Consider the following 19,816-nt stretch of genomic DNA (forward strand, 5'->3'; position numbering starts at 1 on the left):
CTCTCCATATATGTATCGATCACTACAAATATGGAGAGACGCGGTGACGAATCTGAAAGACAAGGTGGCCCTGGTGACGGGCGGCAGCCGTGGCATCGGCGCGGCGATCGCAAAGCGGCTGGCGACGGAAGGCGCGACCGTGGCGGTGACCTACAGTCAATCCAAGGCGAAGGCCGAGGCGCTGGTGACGGAGATCACGCGGGACGGCGGCAGCGCGTTGGCAATCAAGGCGGACAATCGCGAGGCGGGCGCCGTCGAGGCCGCCGTCCGGACGGTCGCCGAAAAACACGGCCGCATCGATATCCTCGTCAACAATGCCGGTGTATTCGATGCCGGAACGGTGACGGAGGTGACCACCGAGGACTTCGACCGCACAATCGACGTCAATGTGAAGGCCGTGTTTCTTGCCACGCGCGCCGCGGCTGCGCATATGCCCGAGGGCGGACGCGTCATCTCGATCGGCAGCAACCTCGCCGCCCGCGTTCCCTGGTCGGGCATGAGCCTCTATGTGCTGAGCAAGAGTGCACTTGTGGGATTTACCAAGGCCGTGGCGCGCGACCTCGGGCCGAGGGGGATTACCGTCAACGTCGTCCATCCCGGCTCGACGGATACGGACATGAACCCCGCCGATGGCGCGCACGCCGGTCCGCAGCGCGGGCTGATGGCGATCCCGCGCTTCAACGAAGCAAGCGATGTGGCAGGTGTCGTCGCCTGGCTTGCAGGTCCTGACGGCCGCAGTGTCACCGGCGCCGAATTCACCATCGACGGCGGCACCAACGCCTGAAGCCGCTTGCAGCAAACGAACAAGACCGGAAACATTGCTCCGGCCTTGTTCAAACGTTGCGCGCAGCCTGCCCGAACAATGCTTGAAACGACGCGTTTCCGCACGGTAAACCGCCCGATACCTCTCGCGGGATTGCGTCAGGCCAGAAAACGTTCCGGGCGGTAGGGCACGATATCGATCACCGTCTTTTCGCCGGTCATGGCCTCTGCCAGCGCCCTGCCCGTCACGGGCCCGAGTGTCATGCCATGATGCGCATGGCCGAAGGCGAGCCACAGGCCCTCGTGGCGCGGCGCCTTGCCGATAATGGGCATCATGTCCGGCGTGCAGGGACGCGCGCCCATCCACGGCTCCTCGTCGCGGCGTTCGGCGAGTGGGAAGAACTCGCGCGCCACCCGCTCGGCGCGCGTCAATTGCACTGGCGTCTTCGGCGCGTCGCGCCAGGCAAACTCGGCGCCGGTTGTGAGGCGCACACCGCGCAGCATCGGCGCCAGAAAGTAACCTCTCTCGGCGTCGAGCACCCAGTTGTTGAGCTCAGCGCCCTCCTGCATGCCGTAGTGCATATGGTAGCCGCGCTTGACCGCGAGCGGGAAGTGATAGCCGAGCTTGCGGGTAACCGTGTCGGCCCAAGGGCCGAGCGCCACGACGACTTCGCGGGCCTCGAGCGGGCCCTCCGGTGTCGCAACACGCCAGCCGGGACCTTCGAGCACATGCTCGGTTGTGGCCGCGTCGCCGGACACCAGGCGCCCGCCGAGCGATTGGAAATAGGCGAGATAGGCCTTGTTGAGGCTGTGCGGGTCACGGATCGACCAGGGATCGCTCCAGCGCAGACCGCCAACGAGATCCGCCCTGATCGACGGTTCTATCGTCTTCAGCTCGCTGGTCGAGAGTTTCTGGTGATTGACGCCGAAGCCGGCCGAAAGCTTTTCCGCCTCCTTGTAGGCGGCGTCCCGCTGCTTCTCGGTGCGGAACACCTTCATCCAGCCGTCCTTGCGGATGAGCTCGCCGGCCCCGGATGCTTCGATCAGGTCCTGATGTTCGCTGATCGAATGCTCGATCAGCGGCGCATAGAGATGGGCGATGCGCTGGTGTTGGGTAAAGCCCGAATGCCACCAATAGCGGGCCAGGAACGGCACCAATCCCGGCAAGGCACGGAAATGGTAGTGGGCGTCGATGGTGTTGTTCAGCGCGTAGCGGAAGAGCGCCCCGAAGTCGTGCGGGAAGCCATAGGGAAACACCCCCTCGCGCTGGATCAGGCCCGCATTGCCGTAGGAGGTTTCCTCGCCGGCACCGCGACGGTCGAGCAGCACCACCGACTTGCCGCGCCGCGCCAGATGGATGGCGGTGGAAATGCCGACGATGCCGGCGCCGAGAACCACTACATCAGTCTTCATTTGCGGCTGCCCCATAATCCGATCAAATCAAGCCGCGGCTTCGCCAAAGCCACGGCGCCAACGTCATTTCTTCTTCAGCGCGCCAAGCGGCATGGCAGAGACGACGAAGGCAAGATGCGTGATCGCCGCCCCACGTCCGATGTTCGCTCGAATATAGCTGCGTGCTCAAGAAGATCCGCAGCAGATGGCTGGAGGAGGTTGCCACGATCGAAGAGGCGACCTTGATCTTCAGCCACATTCCAGCGATTTCACGATGCTCGGTACCCTCAAGGAAAAGCTGCGGTTTCGGCATCAATAGCCAAGCGGGCCCGCAAGGGCAAGCAGACCAAGCCGAGGGTCAGATGCAGGAAGGGCGACGTTGCCGCCGCCCGTGTCGAACCCGCTCGAATTTGCGACCGCTCAGCCTCGACGCACCAGACCCGCAACCAGCGAAATCACCAGGAAGACGAGGAAAAGGAAGAAAAGGACCTGCGCGATGCCCGCGGAGGCACCCGCGATGCCACTGAAACCAAGTACACCCGCTATGATTGCCACAACGAGAAAGACAAGTGCATAGTATAACATAGCAATTCTCCTTGCCAGGATCACTGCAGAGCAAACGCCACAACTATCACTTTGTTCCGAATGGCATCTGAAACGCGATCTGCGAGAACCTTCATCTCCACAGAGCATTAACCCATCATTTACCACGATAAACAAAAGAGTCCCGAATCGAGACTGTTTGTACAGGAAACGCCCGGAACCTTCGCGATACTCTGACGTTCCTCCTCCATGGAATATGCAGGGTCGAAATGAAAATGCCGGCAGCACATATCTGGAAAACGGCGGTTGAAGCGGGTCGGGAGAGAAGGGATATCCGGGACCGGAATCTCCACATCGGCAAGACGATGCGCGAACTATACGTCAATAGCAGCGAAGATCAGAGCGCGAAACTCGAACATCTTCTCAAAGAACTTCACCGGCGCGAACGGATAAAAAAGAATAAATAGGCTAGCGCCGCAGGTATATAAAAAGCATCCGCGGCCAACATCGGGCGTGTGGTCTTATTATATTTTCCCTTTACCGCATTCGCATTTGAACATCACTGGGAAATAATTCCCCGTGAAGTGACGCGATATCCAGTGCTTCCCTATAACCCGTCGCGATCCTTCAGATTCGCGCCCTTTCGTTTCATGTTTGGACATTTCGCATAAAATCGCTGCGGACTTTCGCGCGGCATGCCTCAGCGCCGAGACATCCATTCGTCGATCTGTCGCTCCGCTTCGTCGCGCGCGACCCCGTAACGGGCTTGAATGCGCCCCGCAAGCTCCTCCCGGCGACCATCGATGATATCGAGGTCGTCGTTGGTGAGCTCGCCCCATTGCGCCTGGACCTTGCCTTTCAGTTCATGCCATTTGCCTTCAACGATATCCCAATTCATTGCTTCGCCTTTCGGTTGATGACGCCGCGGCGCGGCGCCTCGTGAACTCAATTGCGGCCCTTCGCATTGCTGTCGCGGCGCACAGCGACGGCATAGCTGCCGTCATCCACCTGCACCTTGACCTGCAGGCGACCCGAAGCGGTAACGTGCCACTCGATCGTCGCATCCTCCACAAACAGGGCCGGATCGACCTCGGCACAGGCACCATAGGCATGCTTGAAGCTCCCGGCGGTCGCCTCGATCGCCGGCGAAAGCAGTTCCCGGCATTCGTCTACGGTTTCGAAAGCTTCGATCGGCGCCGGCACCTCGCGGCAGGCATCGGTGGCCTGCATGCAGCCGACGAGGACCATGATGGCAGCGATATGTTCCATGGGCATGTTCCAACGTCAAACCTGAGAACGGCAAACGGCGATGCGTGCCCTCCCGTTCCGCGGGCGGAGATCAAATTTTTGTTGGAACCTTTGCCCGCGCAATGCGTTCGCCGCGCCCGTGCCTCGCGCTCTAGATTCGAAGAAACACGGCGGTCACTGCCGCCGACGAGGACGACTGCGCGATACAACTGCCGCCGCAAGATGCGAAGCCCGAGCAAAGGCTATGGAACAAAACGCCGCAGTCGTCGTTTTCGCAACGATAACAAGCGCTGCGACTGCGGCCGAGCGATGGAGGAGAGGCTGGGAGGCAAAGACACACCACACGGAGCTCGCTCTTTGCGAGCAAGTCAAAGCTGGCCAATGACGCGGCAGGGGGTGCGACGGATGCCTCATTGTCGTCATTCTGTTCGTCATCAGTCCCGGCAAATCAATTTCTAGCAACCGATTCTATGTTCAACAGAGCAACCTTCGGATAGGAACGCGTCATGAAAAAGATACTGATCGTAGCAAGCCTCATTCTCCCACTGGCCGCCTGCACGCAGACCGAAAAGGGTGCGGCAATCGGCGCAACCGGTGGCGCCATCATCGGTGGCGCAGCAACCGGCAATGTCAGAGGTGCAGCCGTCGGCGCAGCGGTTGGTGGTGTCGCCGGTGCGCTCATCGGACATGCCAACGAGCCGGGCCGCTGCATCTATCGCGACCGCTACGGCCGCCGCTATGAGGCCGCCTGCTGATCGGCATGACAATGGAGAGACGGGCCAAGGCCCGTTTCTCCACAAAGCGGGTTAGGACGCGCGTTCCGCCGCTTCCGCTTTCTCCAGCTTTTCAAGTAGATCGATGAAGAGGTCGGGAACCGGCTCCTGTTCCAACGCCTGGTATAGCGCCTTCAATCGGGCGCCGATCAATTCATGGGCATCCGGGACCTCTGCGGCCACACCCAATTCTCTACCCCGCCCATCCCGTCTTTCGATCGCGTCATCCATGCTCAGCCTCTACCACCGCTTGCCGTCTTTTCCATCCACCCGCGCGGGAGACCGATTCGGGAGTTCGCCGGATTTGCTCTAGGCCGAAAAACGTGTTCAAAACCATTCACGTATTCCGTCGGATCTCTCCTATCCTCAGAAAACAAACGAATCGTTTTGCACCTAAGGAAGTCGTTGATGTCACTTTCGACCCGGATCGCGCCACATCTGCCCTTTCTGCGCCGCTACGCCCGCGCCGTCACCGGTTCGCAGGCCGCGGGTGACGGTTATGTAGCCGCCGTTCTCGAGGCACTCATCGAAGACATCAGCCTCTTTCCGGACACGTCGAACGATCGAATCAGCCTCTACAAGCTATTCTGCTCGCAGTTCGAGAAGATTTCGATCGATAGGACGGAAAACGCCTCGCCGTTTGCCTGGGAGCAACAGGCAGCCGCCAACCTCTCGCTGATCGCGCCCGCCCCGCGCCAGGCCTTCCTGCTCATCTCGGTCGAAGGCTTCTCAATCGCCGATGCGGCCGAGATCATGGGGCTGAGCCAAGGCGAGTTTTCAAAACTCTTGACGGCTGCCTCGGAAGACATCTCGCGCCAGGTCGCCACCGACGTGCTGATCATCGAAGACGAGCCGCTGATCGCGCTCGACATCGAAGACATGGTAACCAGCCTCGGTCACAAGGTCACCGGTATCGCCCGCACCCATACGGAGGCGATGGATCTCTATCGCAAGACGTCTCCGAAGATGGTGCTCGCCGACATCCAGCTTGCCGATGGCAGCTCGGGTATTGATGCCGTCAACGAAATCCTCACGCAGGCCGCGGTGCCGGTGATCTTCATCACCGCCTTCCCGGAACGGCTGCTCACGGGCAAACGACCGGAACCCGCCTTCCTCGTCACAAAGCCGTTCAATCCGGACATGGTCAAGGCGCTGATCAGCCAGGCCCTGTTCTTCGATGAGCACGCACGCTCGGCCCGGCGCTGACGTGAACTAACCGGGAAGCTGTCTTTCCGATGGCTGCTCGTGCATTTCCTCTACAATCGCCATGGCGATCAGCGAAAGCGGAAGCGCCAACATGGCGCCGACGGCGCCCCACATCCATGTCCAGAAGATGATCGCCAGGAAGACGAGGAACGGGTTGACCTCGAGCCGGTGTCCCAGGATCGCCGGCATCACCAGATTTTCCATGGCAAGATGGACGACGAAGAAGGCTGCGGCCGGAGCGACGACCAGCAGAACCGTCTCGTGGGTCATCAGGCCGCCCACCAGCAATCCCGCCGTCATGGCGGTGACGCCGAGATAGGGAATGAAACTGGAGACGAAGGCGAACAATCCCCATAGCAGCGGCATGGCAAGCCCACCGACGAGCGCGATCAGCATCGTGACGACACCGAGCGCCAGATAGACCAGGCTGGCAATCGAGAAATAGCGCGCCAATGCCTCCTCGATCGCGTTCATGATGCGAATGGTGTTCAGGCGGCTTTCCCGGCTGGTAAACGCAAGGATCAGGGCCCGGCGCAATTGCAACCGTCCAAGCAGGAAGAAGCCGAGCGCGGCGAGGAAGATCAGTGTCTGAACCAGCGCCGGCGTCAATCCGGCGACGACGAGACCGAGCATCGGCCCGGCATTCTTGATAACCGTGTCGGCCACCGCGTCTTCGCCCGCCCCTCGGGCGAGCGCCAGCCGGCCCCATTCGAACCGCTCGATGAACGGCAGCAGGCGCTCCATGACGCTCTCTGCGAGGCGAGGCGCCTGCTGAGCGAGGTCGCTCAACGGGCCGAGCAACGTGTTGACGATCGCCGACAGGCCAAGAGCGAAGAACACCGCCAGAAGCAGGCCCCCCATGATGGGCGGCAATCCGAACCGCGCCAGGCTATCGGCAGCTCGCCCAAGCACGATGCCGATGACGATCGCCAGAGCAACCGGCATCAGGATCGTTTCCATGGTGTAGACGACGGCCGAACAGGCAATCACGAAGAGGCCAACAATGCTCCAGGCCACGAGGATTTCGATTGTATCGCGCTTCGGCGCGGCTGAAGGCGCTGCTGTTACGACCGCGATTTCCTCGTCGATGAGGCGCTTCGCCCTGTTCCGGGACGCGACCTGCCGCAACATTTCCACCATCATGCCTCGCTTTCTCTCATCCACCCGGATAGCGCCTCCCTGTGACGCGCGACGCGCGACCGCCTGCCAAGGCCTGATGCCCTGGCGGTCCAGCACTCATCGCAGAGAAGGACAGTTGTCGCCCGGCGCTCGATCAATGATGCTCCGGCGGGAAGACGTGCAGGGTCAGCGACAGCAGGCCGAGCCCCAGAATGATGATGAGCAAGGTATGGGCGACACCTGCTGCGGTGTACGGAACGAGACCAAACCCGATCAGGATGCCTGCGACTAGAAGGACACAGACCCGTGGCAGCCAATAGAGCATCGACAGTCCTCCCAAATGCGTTCGCCTGGTTTTTTGGCCGGTTTCTTGGATCGGACAGTTAACGTGCGGGCGTGTCGATTGGTTCCGCTGGCGCGCGCACGCAAGGCAACGAAAGACGCCGCCGGACCCGAGGCCCGGCGGCGCGGAAGAATGCGACGGTCGTACCGCGGGCCTTAGGCGGCGGCAGCGACGACGATGACTTCGACCAGATATTCCGGGGTCGCGAGCTTGGCTTCGCCGGTGGCGCGCGCCGGGGTATGGCCCTGCGGAGCCCAGGCGTCCCAGACCGAGTTCATCTTCGGGAAGTCGGCCATGTCGGCGAGCCAGATGGTGGCCGACAGAATACGGGTCTTGTCGGTGCCGGCGAGCGCCAGAAGACGGTCGACTTCGGCAAGCGCCTGCTTCGTCTGCGTCACGACATCGTCACCGGCATTGCCGACCTGGCCGGCGAGGTAAACGGTGTTGTTGTAGACCACGGCCTGGCTCATACGGGGGCCGGTTTCAAAACGCTTGATTTCCATGATCGTGTTCCTGAGGTTGGGCCGAACGGGTCCGTCCGGCCGAAAAGCGGCTGCCCGCCGCCGAAAGGCGAGAAGTGAAGGCGGCGCGACACCTCTACACGATCGCGCCCCCGAGTCAAAGAAGCCGGACAGTGGCTGCCCGGCTTCCTTGTTTCATTTCATTGGCGAAGGTTCAGGCGGCCCGTTTCTTGGCAAGCCGGGCCTTGATGCTCGCCACATCCGCACGCGGCGTCGCGGCAAACAGGGTCTTGGTGTAGCTGTGCTTCGGATCAGCAAAGACCTCGTCGCGGCTGCCATATTCGACGGCCTCGCCGAAATACATCACCATGACGTCGTCGGCGATGTAGCGCACGACCGAAAGGTCGTGGCTGATGAAGACGTAGGTCAGCTTGAACTCGTCCTGCAGGTCGGCAAGCAGGTTCAAGACCTGTGCCTGAACCGAAAGGTCGAGCGCCGACACCGGTTCGTCCAGCACCAGGAGCTTCGGGTTCAGCATCAGCGCGCGCGCAATGGCGATGCGCTGGCGCTGGCCGCCCGAGAACATGTGCGGGTAGCGGTTGAAGTGCAGTTCGGTGAGACCGACCTTCTTCAGCATCGTCATCGCCCGATCCCGGCGCTCGTCGGCGGGCGTATCGGTGTTGATGACCAGCGGCTCCATCAGGATATCGCCGATCTTCTGGCGCGGATTGAGCGAGCCATAGGGGTTCTGGAAGACGATCTGCACCTTGCGGCGCATCTCCGCCGTCATGTCGCCCTTGGCGATGTCGATCTTCTTGCCCTCGATCAGCAGTTCGCCCGAGGTTGCCGGGTCGATCAGGGTGAGAATGCGGCCAAGCGTCGACTTGCCGCAACCGCTTTCGCCGACGATCGCCAGGGTCTTTCCCTGTTCGACGCTGAAGCTCACGCCCTTGAGCGCGTGAACGGTCTTCGCCTTCTTCAGCAGACCGCCGGGGATATGGTAGTCGCGCACCAGGTTGCGCGCTTCGAGAATCACGCTCATTGGGCAGCTCCCTCATCGACGAAGAGTTCGGAAATCGTCGGCAGACGATCGCCGGTTGCGTTGTCCGGCAGGGCCGCCAGGAGTGCGCGCGTGTAGTTGCTCTTCGGGTTCTCGAAGAGCGTCAGCACGTCAGCCTCTTCCATCTTGCGGCCCTTGTACTGGACAACCACCCGGTCGGCGGTTTCCGCAACCACGCCCATGTTGTGCGTGATCATGATCAGGCCCATCTTGTGCTCGGCCTGCAGCTTCATCAGGAGGTCGAGGATCTGCTTCTGGATCGTCACGTCGAGCGCGGTGGTCGGCTCGTCGGCGATCAGCAGCTTCGGGTTGCAGGCGATCGCGATCGCGATCATCACGCGCTGGCACTGGCCACCCGACATCTGATGCGGGAAGTGGTTGAGCCGCTCGGCCGGATCGGGGATGCCGACCGCCTCGAACAGTTCGATCGCCCGCTTACGCCGGGCGGCCTTGTCGAGGCCCATATGGACGCGGAGCACTTCCTCGATCTGGAAGCCGACCGTGAAGCACGGGTTGAGGCTGGCGATCGGCTCCTGGAAGATCATGGCAATGTCCTTGCCGACGATCTTGCGTCGCTCATTGGCCGACATGCCGAGCAGGTCGCGGCCGTTGAAGGCCAACTTGTCGGCCGTGACTTTCGCCGTCCACGGCAGAAGTCCCATGGCCGCCAGCATCGACACGGACTTGCCCGAGCCGGATTCACCCACGATCGCCAGAACTTCGCCCTCGTGGACCTTCATCGACACGCCGTTGACGGCGCGGAAGGGGCCGGAGGCCGTCTGGAATTCGACGACCAGGTTTTCGATTTCGAGAAGCGCCATGATCAGGACCTCTTCAGCTTGGGGTCGAGCGCATCGCGCAGGCCGTCACCCATCAGGTTGATCGCCAGCACCGTGATCAGGATCGCGATGCCCGGCAGCGTGACCACCCACCAGTGGCTGCTGATGAACTCGCGTGCTTCGGCGAGCATCGTGCCCCATTCCGGTGTCGGCGGCTGGGCGCCCATGCCGAGGAAGCCGAGGGCCGCAGCATCGAGAATGGCGCTCGAGAAGGAGAGCGTCGCCTGGACGATCAGCGGTGCCATGCAGTTCGGCAGGATCGTCTTGAACATCAGGCGACCATGGCCGGCACCGGCAACCTTGGCGGCAACGACATAGTCACGGGTCTTTTCGCTCATGACCGCAGCGCGCGTCAGGCGCACGAAGTGCGGCTGGAAGACGAGCGCGATGGCGATCATGGCGTTGACGAGGCCCGGGCCGAGCACCGCGACGAGCACCAGGGCCAGCAGCAGCGACGGGAAGGCAAGGATGATGTCCATCACGCGCATGATGACGGTATCGACCCAGCCACGGAAGTAGCCGGCGATGACACCGAGCGCGATGCCGCCGACGAGCGACAGCGTCGTCACGATGACGCCGACGAACAGCGAGAAGCGGGTGCCGTAGATCAGGCGGGACAGCATGTCGCGACCGACGGCGTCGGTGCCGAGCAGGAAGTCGGCGCGGCCGGCCTCCTGCCAGACCGGCGGGACCAGCACCGCATCGCGGTACTGTGCCACCGGATCATGCGGGGCGATCCACGGCGCGAAGACGGCGAGCAGAACGAGGAAAAGGAAGAACACGAGGCCGATGACGGCGCCACGGTTCTCGGAGAAATAATACCAGAACTCGGCCAGTCGCGCCCGGCGGGACGGATCGGTCGAAACGGCGCTTGTTGCAGCAGCTTGAGACATGACGCCCTCCTTAGTGCCGGATACGCGGATTGATGAGACCGTAGAGCAGGTCGACGATGAGGTTGACCAGCATGATCACCGCGGCGATGACCAGGAGACCGCCCTGGATGACGGCGTAGTCACGACGCGACACCGAATCTACCATCCACTTGCCGATGCCCGGCCAGGAGAAGATCGTTTCGGTCAGGATCGCGCCGGCGAGCATGACGCCCACCTGCAGGCCGATGGTGGTAACCACCGGGATCATCGCATTGCGCAGCGCATGAACGCCGACGACACGGAAGGTCGAAAGCCCCTTGGCGCGCGCCGTGCGCACGTAATCTTCAGAGAGCACCTCGAGCATTGCCGAGCGCGTCTGACGCGCGATGACCGCAAGCGGAATGGTGCCGAGCACGATCGTCGGCAGGATCAGGTGGCTGACCGCCGACTTGAAGGCACCGGCCTGACCGGACAGCAGCGAGTCGACCAGCATGAAACCCGTGACCGGCGGGAAGAAGTACATCAGCGAGATGCGGCCCGACACCGGCGTCCACTGCAGCATGCCGGAGACCAGCATGATGAGCAGCAGACCCCACCAGAAGATCGGCATGGAGAAGCCGACGAGCGCGGTGCCCATCATCGCCTGATCGACGGCCGAACCGCGCTTGATCGCGGCGATCACGCCGGCGGGAATGCCGAGGATGACTGCAAACAGGATCGCGCAGAGCGAAAGCTCGACGGTCGCCGGGAACAGTTCGAAGAACTGGTCGATGACCGGCTTCTTGGTCACGATCGAGGTGCCGAAATCCCCCTGGAGCACGCCCCAGAGATAATCGAGGTACTGGACCACGATCGGCCGGTCGAAACCGAGTTGATGAGAAATTTCCGCATGTCGCTCCGGCGACATGACGCGCTCGCCCGAAAGCAGCGCTACGGGATCGCCCGGAAGCAGGCGAATGAAGGAGAAGGCGATGATGGAGACCCCGATGAAAGTCGGAATCAGGACAGCCAATCGCCCCATGAGAAATCGGAACATGTTAAACCCCGCGCCACGTTGCCGCGGCATTGTTTCCCGCCGCTGGCACCACTGCATGCTTCCTTAAACCCTATCGGACCCAAGCGCAAAAACATGCAGCAACACTAAATGTCACAGCGCCCCTGGCGCGTCGGGTGACGCGTGGCGCCGCGGTAGATGCAAAGAGGGGCGCTTGCCCTATGACAAACGCCCCCTTAAGGATCTGTTAACTAAATTACTCGACGATGTCCACGCCGTCGAAGGCAAAATCGCCGAGCGGGCTCTGAACGAAGCCTTCGACATTCTTGCGCATCGGAACGACGGAGAGCGAGTGGTCGATCGTCGCCCACGGCGCTTCGCGCTTGAAGACGGCCTGCGCCTCTTCATAGAGCTTCGTGCGCTCGGCGATGTCAGAGGTTTCCTTCGCCTTCTTCACGAGCTTGTCGAATTCCTCGTTGCACCACTGCGCGCGGTTGTTGCCGCCGACAGCGTTGCAGCCGAGGAGCGTGTCGAGGAAGTTGTCCGGATCGCCGTTGTCGCCGGTCCAGCCGAGGATGACGGCACCGTCACGATCCTTGGCCTTGGACTTGTCGAGATATTCGGCCCATTCGTAGGAGACGATCTCGGCCTTGACGCCGACCTTGGCGAAGTCCGACTGCATCAGTTCGGCTGCACGGCGAGCGTTCAGCATGTACGGACGCGAAACCGGCATGGCCCAGAGCTTCATGGACAGGTCCTTGACACCTGCGTCCTCAAGCATCTTCTTGGCGACTTCCGGCTCGTAGGTGTCGTCTTCGAGCTTGTCGTTGTAGGACCACATCGTCGGCGGGATCGGGTTGACGGCCGGCTGGGCAGCGCCCTGGAACACGGCGTCGACGATTGCCTGCTTGTTGATCGCCTTGTTCAGCGCCTTGCGGACTTCAACCTTGTCGAACGGAGGCTGGGTCGTGTTGTAGGCGAGATAGGAGACGTTGAGGCCGGCCTGTTCCATGACCTTCAGGTTCGGGTCTGCCTTCATCTTTTCAACGTCGGCAGCGTTCGGATACGGCATCAGATGGCATTCGCCGGCCTGGAGCTTCTGGAAGCGAACCGAAGCGTCGGTGGTGATCGCGAAGACGAGGTCGTCGATCTTCTGCTTGCCACCCCAGTAATCCGGGTTCGCCTTGTAGCGGATGACGGCGTCCTGCTGGTAGGCGACGAAGGCGAACGGACCGGTGCCGAGCGGCATCTGGTTCATCTGTTCCATCTTGCCGTCAGCCTGCAGCTTGTCGGCATATTCCTTCGACAGGATCGAAGCGAAGGGCATCGCGATGTTGGCGAGGAACGGTGCTTCCTTGCGCGTCAGGGTGAACTTGACGGTCAGGTCATCGACCTTTTCGACCGACTTGATGACTTCCGGGAAGCCCATGCCGGCTGCGTATTCCCACGAAGCGCCAGCGATGTACTTGTTCCACGGGTTGTCGGCCTTGAGCTGACGCTCATAGGAGAAGACGACGTCGTCCGCATTGAGGTCGCGGGTCGGCGTGAAGAATTCGGTCGTCTGGAACTTGACGCCCGGACGCAGCTTGAAGGTGTACTCGAGACCGTCGTCGGAGATCTTCCAGCTCTCGGCGAGGCCCGGCTCAACTTCGGTCGTGCCCTTCTTGAACTCGAGCAGGCGGTTGTAGACCGTGTGCGCAGCCGCGTCGAAGGTCGTGCCGGCGGTGTACAGGCCCGGGTCAAAACCCTCAGGCGAACCTTCCGAGCAATAGACGAACGTCTTCGACCAGGCAGAGCCGGCCATCAGCGTGGCAAGCGCCGTCGCTGCAAAGAGAGTAGTGAGCTTTTTCATGAGCTTTGCTTCCCAGATTTGTTTTTGTTCTCGTGTTTTCCTGACGCGGAACGCCGTTGCCCCCCGGTCAAGGCCGGATGGAACGACATTTGGCGTCGCATTGCAATAAGTCGCCGCATAAATTTGTCTATGCGAAAAATTCGTCCTCAGGTAGAGCCGGGATATCTGTCCACTGTTTTAGAATCGACTGACGAATCAGTGCAGCGCGACGCTTTCGAACCAAGGCTTTCCGCCTGCTTCCGCAGGGTTTGTCACACGCCTCGTCCGTCCCTCCACCGGGGCTGGTCTCACCCCGGATGCCCACTTCTATTCTACCGCGAACGGCGGGCTGGCGAAATACGCGATCATTCGCCGTACGAGGACTCGATTCGGTCGCTACAGCTTTCCGTCAATCCCAAGATACTATGGTAGAAATCACCAACAGGATTGTGCAATAAAATGTATACAAACTCGGGGGAGACAATCGACGTGCGCAGACGTCCTTGGGAGGGACCGGCAGCCGCTTTTTACCGTTCGCCGTCTTTCGGCAGGATTGCCGAGGAACGGATATGACGCTTGCTGCCAGCAATGCCGCAGCCGGTCTTAGCCGGTTGATTGCGCCGGTGCGCCGGGTAGACTGCCGCGCGACGACAAGGGGATAGCCATTCCGTGGCGGCTTTGCTGGAAAATCACAGGCGGTACGACCTTCGCGACGACCTTGAGAAAGCGCTGAACCGCGTCGACTTCTTCCGTATCTTCCACACCATGGCACTCCGCTTCGGCTTCAGCCATTTCGGCATTCTCCAGCTCGGCAACGAGAACGATGCGTGCATGCTGTCCAGCCGCCTGGTGCTGCACGATCTGCCGTCCGGTCTCGCCGAGGAGTACGACAAGCGCCACCGCTTCGGAGACTCTCTGTTCTACAAGACGCTACACCGGTCGGCGATTTCCTCCGTCTGGCGGACGGACGACCCGGGTTGCGACGCCGGCCAGAATTTGCTCGTGCAGCTTGGCTTCGAGCTGCTCCTCAGCGTGCCCGTGCATGCGGCCGCGAGCGGCGCCCGCTACGCCGTGCTCTTTCTTGGCGATGGCGACGACATCGGCCGCGCCGAACATTTCGAGCTTGCCTATGACGCGGTTTCAGCCTTCGACTATTTCTATCGCGTCGCCCTGGCCAACAAGACCGGCATGGGCCTGACGCCGCGGGAAACCGAAATTCTCAAATGGATCTCGCACGGCAAGACGGCAAGCGAGATCGCCCTCATCGTTTCCGTGTCGGAGCACACCGTGAATTCCCACACCGCAACGATCCTGAAGAAGCTCGACGTCGTCAACCGTACCCAGATGGTGGCGAAGGCGATCCGAGAACAGATCATCCAGTGACAACCGATGCGTGGTATTGCATGAGGCCACGCCCCACGAACAGGCGCCCGCAAGTCAGCAAGGGTATCGGTCATGACGCGAAATGCTCACATCCTGCTCGTTGACGACGATCCGACGGAAAACCTGATCCTGCGCGGGTTGATCCGCAAGGTAAGCAACATCGCGATCGAGCTGCATTATTGCCAGACGATGGAAGACGCGCTGGCGTTCCTGCGCTCGGGCAAACCGGTGTCGATGATCCTGCTGGATAACCGGCTTCACCCACAGCTCGATTTCCGCGAGACCGTGCCGGCGCTCCGGCGCCAGGGTTACATCGGTCCGATCGGGGTAATTTCAGCGTCGCTCGCCGATCCGTATTTTCAGAATCTGGAGGAGTACGGTGCGGATTTCCGCATCGACAAGGCGGAAATCGACCCGACTGCGATCGATTTCATATTGCGGGAGTATCTACCGCAGGCGTGAGAGCCGGCGAACTCCGCCACGGCGCCGCGCGCCCTATCAGACGCACAAAGGTCGCTCTAGCACTTTGACATGCAGTGCGTCTGGGATCGTCAGGCGGCCGTCGTCTGCGGACGCTTCGTCTCTTCGAGGCCGAGCAGGAAGTTGATCTGCGGACGCGCCTTGACGAGGTCGTCGATCGTATAGCCCTGCAGCACCTCGAAGAAGGCATTGAGCGCCTTGCGGAGTGCCGCGTTCAGGCCGCAGCTATCGACGAGCGGACAGTCGATCTCGCCCGCCTCGAAACATTCCGCCATCGCGAAGCTGTCTTCCGTCACCTTGACGACATCGAACAGGGTAATGGCCGACGCGGGCTTCGGCAGACGCACGCCGCCATTGCGGCCACGAACGGTCTCGACCAGGCCGGCCTTGGTCAACGGCTGCAGAATCTTGAAGAGAAACAACTCGGAAACGCCATAGGCCCTGGCGATTTCGGGAATGCGGCTGAGCTTTTCTCCGTTCGCGGCGCAGTACATCAACATGCGAACCGCGTAGTTCGTTTGTTTCGTCAGACGCATCATTCACTCCGGCATTCGAGAGGTTCACGAGTTCATCATATAGGACGGATCGTAGTTTGGAACAATTCCAAAAACCTTGAAAAATCACTTCTTCTTGAGTGTTGACGGTTTCCCGATTGACTGTTTGCAGCGTCGACGTCAGAAAGATGAGCGATTTTGTTAACTTAGATCAAACAAGAAAATGGAGGAAGCGATGTCCGTTTCAAGAGCAGCGATGGGCGTTTTGTCCCTGACGGCAACCCTGCTTACGACGAGCGCCGCCTGGGCCGACGGTGAGGTCAATATCTACTCCTACCGGCAGCCCGATCTGATCAAGCCGCTGCTCGATGCCTTCACCAAGGAAACCGGCATCACCACCAATGTGCTCTTCCTCGACAAGGGCCTCGTCGAGCGCATCCAGGCCGAAGGCGCCAACTCGCCGGCCGACGTGATCCTGACCGTCGACATCAGCCGCCTGACGGAAGCCAAGGACGCAGGCGTCACGCAGCCGGTCGTCAACGAGACGATCAACAAGGACATCCCGGCACATTTCCGCGATCCTGACGGCAACTGGTTCGGGCTCACCACGCGCGGCCGCGTCGTCTACGCCTCCAAGGATCGTGTCGCCCAGAACGACATCACCTATGAGGAGCTTGCCGATCCGAAGTGGAAGGGCAAGATCTGCACCCGCGACGGCCAGCACTCCTATAATATCGGCCTGTTCGCCTCGATGATCGCTCACCACGGCGAAGCCGAGACCGAGAAGTGGCTGACCGGCCTCAAGAACAATCTCGCCAAGAAGCCCGACGGCGGCGACCGCGACCAGGCCAAGGCGATCCTCGCCGGCGAATGCGACCTGGCGCTCGGCAACACCTATTATGTCGGCCTGATGATGACCAACGAACGGGAGCCGGAGCAGAAGGAGTGGGCGGCCGCCATCAAGGTGCTCTTCCCGAACGCCAAGGACCGCGGCACGCACGTCAACATCTCGGGCATGGCGCTCGCCAAGAATTCCCCGAACAAGGAAAACGCGCTGAAGCTGATGGAATTCCTCTCGGAAGGCGAAGCCCAGAAGATCTACGCCGAGCAGGTGTTCGAATATCCGGTTCTGCCGGGCGCCGAACCGTCTGACGTCGTGAAGTCCTTCGGCACGATCAAGCCGGACGAACTGCCGCTCGCCGAGATCGCAGCTAACCGCAAGAAGGCGTCGGAACTGGTCGACAAGGTCGGCTACAACGACGGTCCGCAGGACTGATCGCAAGCCAACTGATTGAGTGCGAACAGCGGGCCATCGGTCCGCTGTTTTCGTTTACAGCCTCACGCCGGCAAGTCCGATAGCAGCAGCATATTTGCCATGCGCCGGACCCAACAAAAAGGGCCTCCCGAAGGAGGCCCCGAGGCGGGAGGATCTGTTGTCCCGTTACTTCATCGTCGGCATGACGAACTCGGCACCATCCTTGATGCCCGAGGGCCAGCGCTCGGTGATGGTCTTCGTGCGGGTCCAGAACTTGATCGAGTCCGGGCCATGCTGGTTCAGGTCGCCGAAGGACGAGGACTTCCAGCCGCCGAAGGAATGGTAGGCGAGCGGAACCGGGATCGGCACGTTGACGCCGACCATGCCGATGTTGATGCGCGAGGCGAAGTCGCGGGCAGCGTCGCCGTCACGGGTGTAGATCGCGACGCCGTTGCCGTATTCGTGCTTCATCGGCAGATCGAGCGCTTCCTCGTAGGTCTTGGCGCGAACGACCGAGAGAACCGGTCCGAAGATTTCCGTCTTGTAGATGTCCATGTCGGGCGTGACATGGTCAAACAGGCAGCCGCCGATGAAGTGACCGTTTTCATAGCCCTGGAGCTTGAAGTCGCGGCCGTCGACCACGAGTTTCGCGCCCTGCTCGACACCGCTGTCGATCAGGTTCCGGATGCGCTGCTCGGCTTCCTTGGTGACGACCGGGCCCATGTCGGCCTTCTCGTCGGTGTAGGGGCCGATACGCAGGCTTTCGACCATCGGGGTCAGCTTCTGGATCAGGCGGTTGGCGGTTTCTTCGCCGACCGGGACGGCAACCGAGATCGCCATGCAGCGCTCGCCGGCCGAGCCGTAGCCGGCGCCCATCAGCGCGTTGGCGGCCTGGTCGAGGTCGGCGTCGGGCATGATGATCATGTGGTTCTTGGCGCCGCCGAAGCACTGGGCGCGCTTGCCGTTCATCGCCGCCGTGCCATAGACGTAGCGGGCAATCGGCGTCGAGCCGACGAAGGAGACGGCGGCGATATCCGGATGGGTCAGGATCGCGTCGACCGCGCCCTTGTCGCCGTTGACGACATTGAGGATGCCGGCAGGCAGGCCCGCTTCGATCATCAGTTCAGCGAGGCGGATCGGAACGGACGGGTCGCGTTCCGACGGCTTCAGGATGAAGGCGTTGCCGCAGGCGATCGCCGGGGCGAACATCCACATCGGGATCATCGCCGGGAAGTTGAACGGCGTGATGCCGGCACCGATGCCGACGGCCTGGCGGATCGAATACATGTCGATGCCGGGGCCTGCGCCTTCGGTGAATTCGCTCTTCTGCAGATGCGGAATGCCGATGACGAATTCGCAGACTTCAAGGCCGCGGACGAGGTCGCCCTTGGCGTCCTCGATCGTCTTGCCGTGTTCGCGCGAAAGGATTTCGGCAAGCTCGTTCATGTGCGCGTTCAGAAGCTCGACAAACTTCATGAAGACGCGGGCGCGGCGCTGCGGGTTGGTGGCCGCCCACTTCGGCTGCGCCGCCTTGGCGCTCTCGACCGCTGCCGCCAGTTCCGCGTCGCTGGCGAGCGCTACCGTACCCTGTACTTCGCCAGTTGCCGGATTGAAGATGTTGCTGACGCGGCCGCTCTTGCCGGCAACGCGCTTACCATCGATGAAATGACCGATTTCGTACATGGTGGTTCCTCCAGACCTTGATTGTGGCGGCATGATCGCACTACGATTTCAACAAATCAATTTCCTATATTCAGCAACCGTTGTGCAGAAATTAAAGCCCACGGCTGCGCACCGAGGTCTCGACACTATGAACTGGGACGATGTCAGAATGTTTCTAGCCGTCGCGCGCACCGGACAGATCCTGGCGGCGTCGAAACGGCTCGGCGTCAACCATGCCACTCTCAGCCGCCGGGTGACGGCGCTTGAGGAAACGCTGAAGACGCGGCTTCTGGTGCGCCGGCCGAACGGCTGCGAGCTGACGGCCGAGGGAGAGATCTTCGTCACAGCAGCCGAGCGGATGGAAACCGAGATGCTGGCGGCGCAATCGCAGATCGGCCGGATCGATACGGCGATCGCCGGCACCGTTCGCATCGGCGCGCCCGACGGTTTCGGCGTGTCTTTCCTGGCGCCGCGCCTCGGCCGGCTGACGGCCCGCTATCCGGAACTGAAACTGCAACTCGTGCCGGTGCCGCGTTCCTTCTCGCTGTCACAGCGCGAGGCCGACATCGCAATCACCATCGAGCGGCCGGAACAGGGGCGCCTCGTCTCCTCGAAGCTCACGGATTACACGCTCGGCCTCTACGCCTCGTCAGCCTATCTCGAAAAGCACGGTATGCCGCGCACGATCGACGACCTGAGGGAGCATCGCCGGATCGGCTATGTCGAGGACCTGATCTTCACGCCATCGCTGAACTTTTCCGCCGAGATCATGCGAAGCTGGGATGCCTCTTTCGAGATCTCCAGCGCCACCGGCCAGACGGAGGCGGTGCGCTCCAGCGCCGGCATCGGCATCCTGCACAATTACATCGCCCGCCACACGCCGGAGCTCAAACGCGTCCTGCCGGAGACGACCATCCGCCGTGCCTACTGGACCACCTATCACGAAAGCGCCCGCGACCTCGTGCGCGTGCGCACGGTGGTCGCCTTCCTGCAGGAACTGGTGACGGCGGAGCACCAGATCTTCGTCTGATACGCCTCAAACGGAGAAATCCGCGGACCAATCGCGCGCTACAGCGCCGCGCGTTTTCGGACGCATAAG

24 protein-coding genes are annotated in these 19,816 nt (G+C 61.5%); 8 read left to right on the forward strand and 16 right to left on the reverse strand.

What is annotated here, in order from left to right:
• The first annotated feature begins 10 nt into the window (after positions 1-10).
• Positions 11-784, forward strand: a complete 774-nt coding sequence (locus ACQ5BM_RS14610) for an SDR family NAD(P)-dependent oxidoreductase (protein ID WP_429812345.1) — start codon at positions 11-13, stop codon at positions 782-784.
• Between the two features lie 137 nt (positions 785-921).
• On the opposite strand, the gene ACQ5BM_RS14615 is transcribed toward ACQ5BM_RS14610, so the two are convergent.
• From ACQ5BM_RS14615 to ACQ5BM_RS14625, 3 genes are all read right to left on the reverse strand, one after another.
• Positions 922-2,175, reverse strand: coding sequence for an NAD(P)/FAD-dependent oxidoreductase (locus tag ACQ5BM_RS14615; protein ID WP_429812348.1), 1,254 nt, complete (start codon positions 2,173-2,175; stop codon positions 922-924).
• 22 nt (positions 2,176-2,197) lie between these two features.
• Complete coding sequence (locus tag ACQ5BM_RS14620) at positions 2,198-2,413, reverse strand: hypothetical protein (RefSeq protein ID WP_429812351.1); 216 nt, start codon at positions 2,411-2,413, stop codon at positions 2,198-2,200.
• A 161-nt stretch (positions 2,414-2,574) separates the two neighbouring features.
• Positions 2,575-2,739, reverse strand: coding sequence for a DUF1328 domain-containing protein (locus tag ACQ5BM_RS14625; RefSeq protein WP_173515678.1), 165 nt, complete (start codon positions 2,737-2,739; stop codon positions 2,575-2,577).
• Positions 2,740-2,966: 227 nt separating this feature from the next.
• Between ACQ5BM_RS14625 and ACQ5BM_RS14630 the strand changes: the two genes are divergently transcribed.
• Positions 2,967-3,164, forward strand: coding sequence for a hypothetical protein (locus ACQ5BM_RS14630; protein ID WP_429812353.1), 198 nt, complete (start codon positions 2,967-2,969; stop codon positions 3,162-3,164).
• Between the two features lie 233 nt (positions 3,165-3,397).
• On the opposite strand, the gene ACQ5BM_RS14635 is transcribed toward ACQ5BM_RS14630, so the two are convergent.
• Entirely contained in the window at positions 3,398-3,595 is a 198-nt protein-coding gene (locus ACQ5BM_RS14635) for a CsbD family protein (protein WP_429812355.1), read from the reverse strand.
• A gap of 47 nt (positions 3,596-3,642) precedes the next feature.
• Positions 3,643-3,966, reverse strand: coding sequence for a hypothetical protein (locus ACQ5BM_RS14640; RefSeq protein WP_429812357.1), 324 nt, complete (start codon positions 3,964-3,966; stop codon positions 3,643-3,645).
• 485 nt (positions 3,967-4,451) lie between these two features.
• Here ACQ5BM_RS14640 and ACQ5BM_RS14645 point away from each other — a divergent pair, with 485 nt between their 5' ends.
• A complete protein-coding gene (locus tag ACQ5BM_RS14645; RefSeq protein ID WP_429812360.1) occupies positions 4,452-4,700 on the forward strand; it encodes a glycine zipper domain-containing protein in 249 nt (82 codons plus the stop codon).
• Positions 4,701-4,751: 51 nt separating this feature from the next.
• On the opposite strand, the gene ACQ5BM_RS14650 is transcribed toward ACQ5BM_RS14645, so the two are convergent.
• Positions 4,752-4,949, reverse strand: coding sequence for a NepR family anti-sigma factor (locus ACQ5BM_RS14650; RefSeq protein ID WP_429812361.1), 198 nt, complete (start codon positions 4,947-4,949; stop codon positions 4,752-4,754).
• Between the two features lie 177 nt (positions 4,950-5,126).
• Here ACQ5BM_RS14650 and ACQ5BM_RS14655 point away from each other — a divergent pair, with 177 nt between their 5' ends.
• Complete coding sequence (locus ACQ5BM_RS14655; protein WP_429812364.1) at positions 5,127-5,924, forward strand: response regulator; 798 nt, start codon at positions 5,127-5,129, stop codon at positions 5,922-5,924.
• Between the two features lie 6 nt (positions 5,925-5,930).
• On the opposite strand, the gene ACQ5BM_RS14660 is transcribed toward ACQ5BM_RS14655, so the two are convergent.
• From ACQ5BM_RS14660 to ACQ5BM_RS14695, 8 genes are all read right to left on the reverse strand, one after another.
• Complete coding sequence (locus tag ACQ5BM_RS14660) at positions 5,931-7,061, reverse strand: AI-2E family transporter (protein ID WP_429812880.1); 1,131 nt, start codon at positions 7,059-7,061, stop codon at positions 5,931-5,933.
• Between the two features lie 136 nt (positions 7,062-7,197).
• A complete protein-coding gene (locus tag ACQ5BM_RS14665) occupies positions 7,198-7,368 on the reverse strand; it encodes a hypothetical protein (protein WP_429812366.1) in 171 nt (56 codons plus the stop codon).
• A gap of 173 nt (positions 7,369-7,541) precedes the next feature.
• Positions 7,542-7,889, reverse strand: coding sequence for a RidA family protein (locus tag ACQ5BM_RS14670; RefSeq protein ID WP_060516475.1), 348 nt, complete (start codon positions 7,887-7,889; stop codon positions 7,542-7,544).
• A 172-nt stretch (positions 7,890-8,061) separates the two neighbouring features.
• Positions 8,062-8,889, reverse strand: a complete 828-nt coding sequence (locus ACQ5BM_RS14675) for an ABC transporter ATP-binding protein (protein ID WP_429812369.1) — start codon at positions 8,887-8,889, stop codon at positions 8,062-8,064.
• Positions 8,886-9,728, reverse strand: a complete 843-nt coding sequence (locus ACQ5BM_RS14680) for an ABC transporter ATP-binding protein (protein WP_429812372.1) — start codon at positions 9,726-9,728, stop codon at positions 8,886-8,888. The genes ACQ5BM_RS14675 and ACQ5BM_RS14680 overlap by 4 nt, the downstream gene beginning before the upstream one ends.
• Positions 9,729-9,730: 2 nt before the next feature.
• Complete coding sequence (locus ACQ5BM_RS14685; protein WP_429812374.1) at positions 9,731-10,639, reverse strand: ABC transporter permease subunit; 909 nt, start codon at positions 10,637-10,639, stop codon at positions 9,731-9,733.
• A 10-nt stretch (positions 10,640-10,649) separates the two neighbouring features.
• Positions 10,650-11,654 carry an ABC transporter permease subunit gene (locus tag ACQ5BM_RS14690; RefSeq protein WP_429812377.1) on the reverse strand — a complete coding sequence of 335 codons (1,005 nt, stop codon included), beginning with the start codon at positions 11,652-11,654 and terminating at the stop codon, positions 10,650-10,652.
• A 214-nt stretch (positions 11,655-11,868) separates the two neighbouring features.
• Positions 11,869-13,464 carry an ABC transporter substrate-binding protein gene (locus ACQ5BM_RS14695; protein WP_429812380.1) on the reverse strand — a complete coding sequence of 532 codons (1,596 nt, stop codon included), beginning with the start codon at positions 13,462-13,464 and terminating at the stop codon, positions 11,869-11,871.
• Between the two features lie 648 nt (positions 13,465-14,112).
• Here ACQ5BM_RS14695 and ACQ5BM_RS14700 point away from each other — a divergent pair.
• Together ACQ5BM_RS14700 and ACQ5BM_RS14705 are read left to right on the forward strand one after the other, a co-directional pair.
• Positions 14,113-14,826 (forward strand): helix-turn-helix transcriptional regulator, encoded by a 714-nt coding sequence (locus tag ACQ5BM_RS14700; RefSeq protein ID WP_429812383.1) that lies wholly within the window; start codon positions 14,113-14,115, stop codon positions 14,824-14,826.
• 72 nt (positions 14,827-14,898) lie between these two features.
• Positions 14,899-15,288 (forward strand): response regulator, encoded by a 390-nt coding sequence (locus ACQ5BM_RS14705; protein ID WP_429812385.1) that lies wholly within the window; start codon positions 14,899-14,901, stop codon positions 15,286-15,288.
• 89 nt (positions 15,289-15,377) lie between these two features.
• Here ACQ5BM_RS14705 and rirA read toward each other — a convergent pair whose 3' ends face one another.
• Positions 15,378-15,842 carry an iron-responsive transcriptional regulator RirA gene (rirA, locus tag ACQ5BM_RS14710; RefSeq protein ID WP_173515664.1) on the reverse strand — a complete coding sequence of 155 codons (465 nt, stop codon included), beginning with the start codon at positions 15,840-15,842 and terminating at the stop codon, positions 15,378-15,380.
• Between the two features lie 214 nt (positions 15,843-16,056).
• Here rirA and ACQ5BM_RS14715 point away from each other — a divergent pair, with 214 nt between their 5' ends.
• The gene (locus ACQ5BM_RS14715; protein WP_429812883.1) at positions 16,057-17,076 is read left to right on the forward strand and encodes a Fe(3+) ABC transporter substrate-binding protein; all 1,020 of its coding nucleotides are present in this window, start codon (positions 16,057-16,059) and stop codon (positions 17,074-17,076) included.
• Positions 17,077-17,241: 165 nt separating this feature from the next.
• On the opposite strand, the gene ACQ5BM_RS14720 is transcribed toward ACQ5BM_RS14715, so the two are convergent.
• Positions 17,242-18,738 carry a CoA-acylating methylmalonate-semialdehyde dehydrogenase gene (locus ACQ5BM_RS14720; RefSeq protein ID WP_429812387.1) on the reverse strand — a complete coding sequence of 499 codons (1,497 nt, stop codon included), beginning with the start codon at positions 18,736-18,738 and terminating at the stop codon, positions 17,242-17,244.
• Positions 18,739-18,865: 127 nt separating this feature from the next.
• Between ACQ5BM_RS14720 and ACQ5BM_RS14725 the strand changes: the two genes are divergently transcribed.
• On the forward strand, positions 18,866-19,747 hold the full coding sequence (locus ACQ5BM_RS14725) for a LysR family transcriptional regulator (RefSeq protein WP_429812390.1): 882 nt from the start codon (positions 18,866-18,868) through the stop codon (positions 19,745-19,747).
• Positions 19,748-19,816: the final 69 nt, after the last annotated feature.

It is taken from the genome of Ensifer sp. B1-9, from assembly GCF_050474445.1.
In the GTDB taxonomy this organism is placed as follows: domain Bacteria; phylum Pseudomonadota; class Alphaproteobacteria; order Rhizobiales; family Rhizobiaceae; genus Ensifer.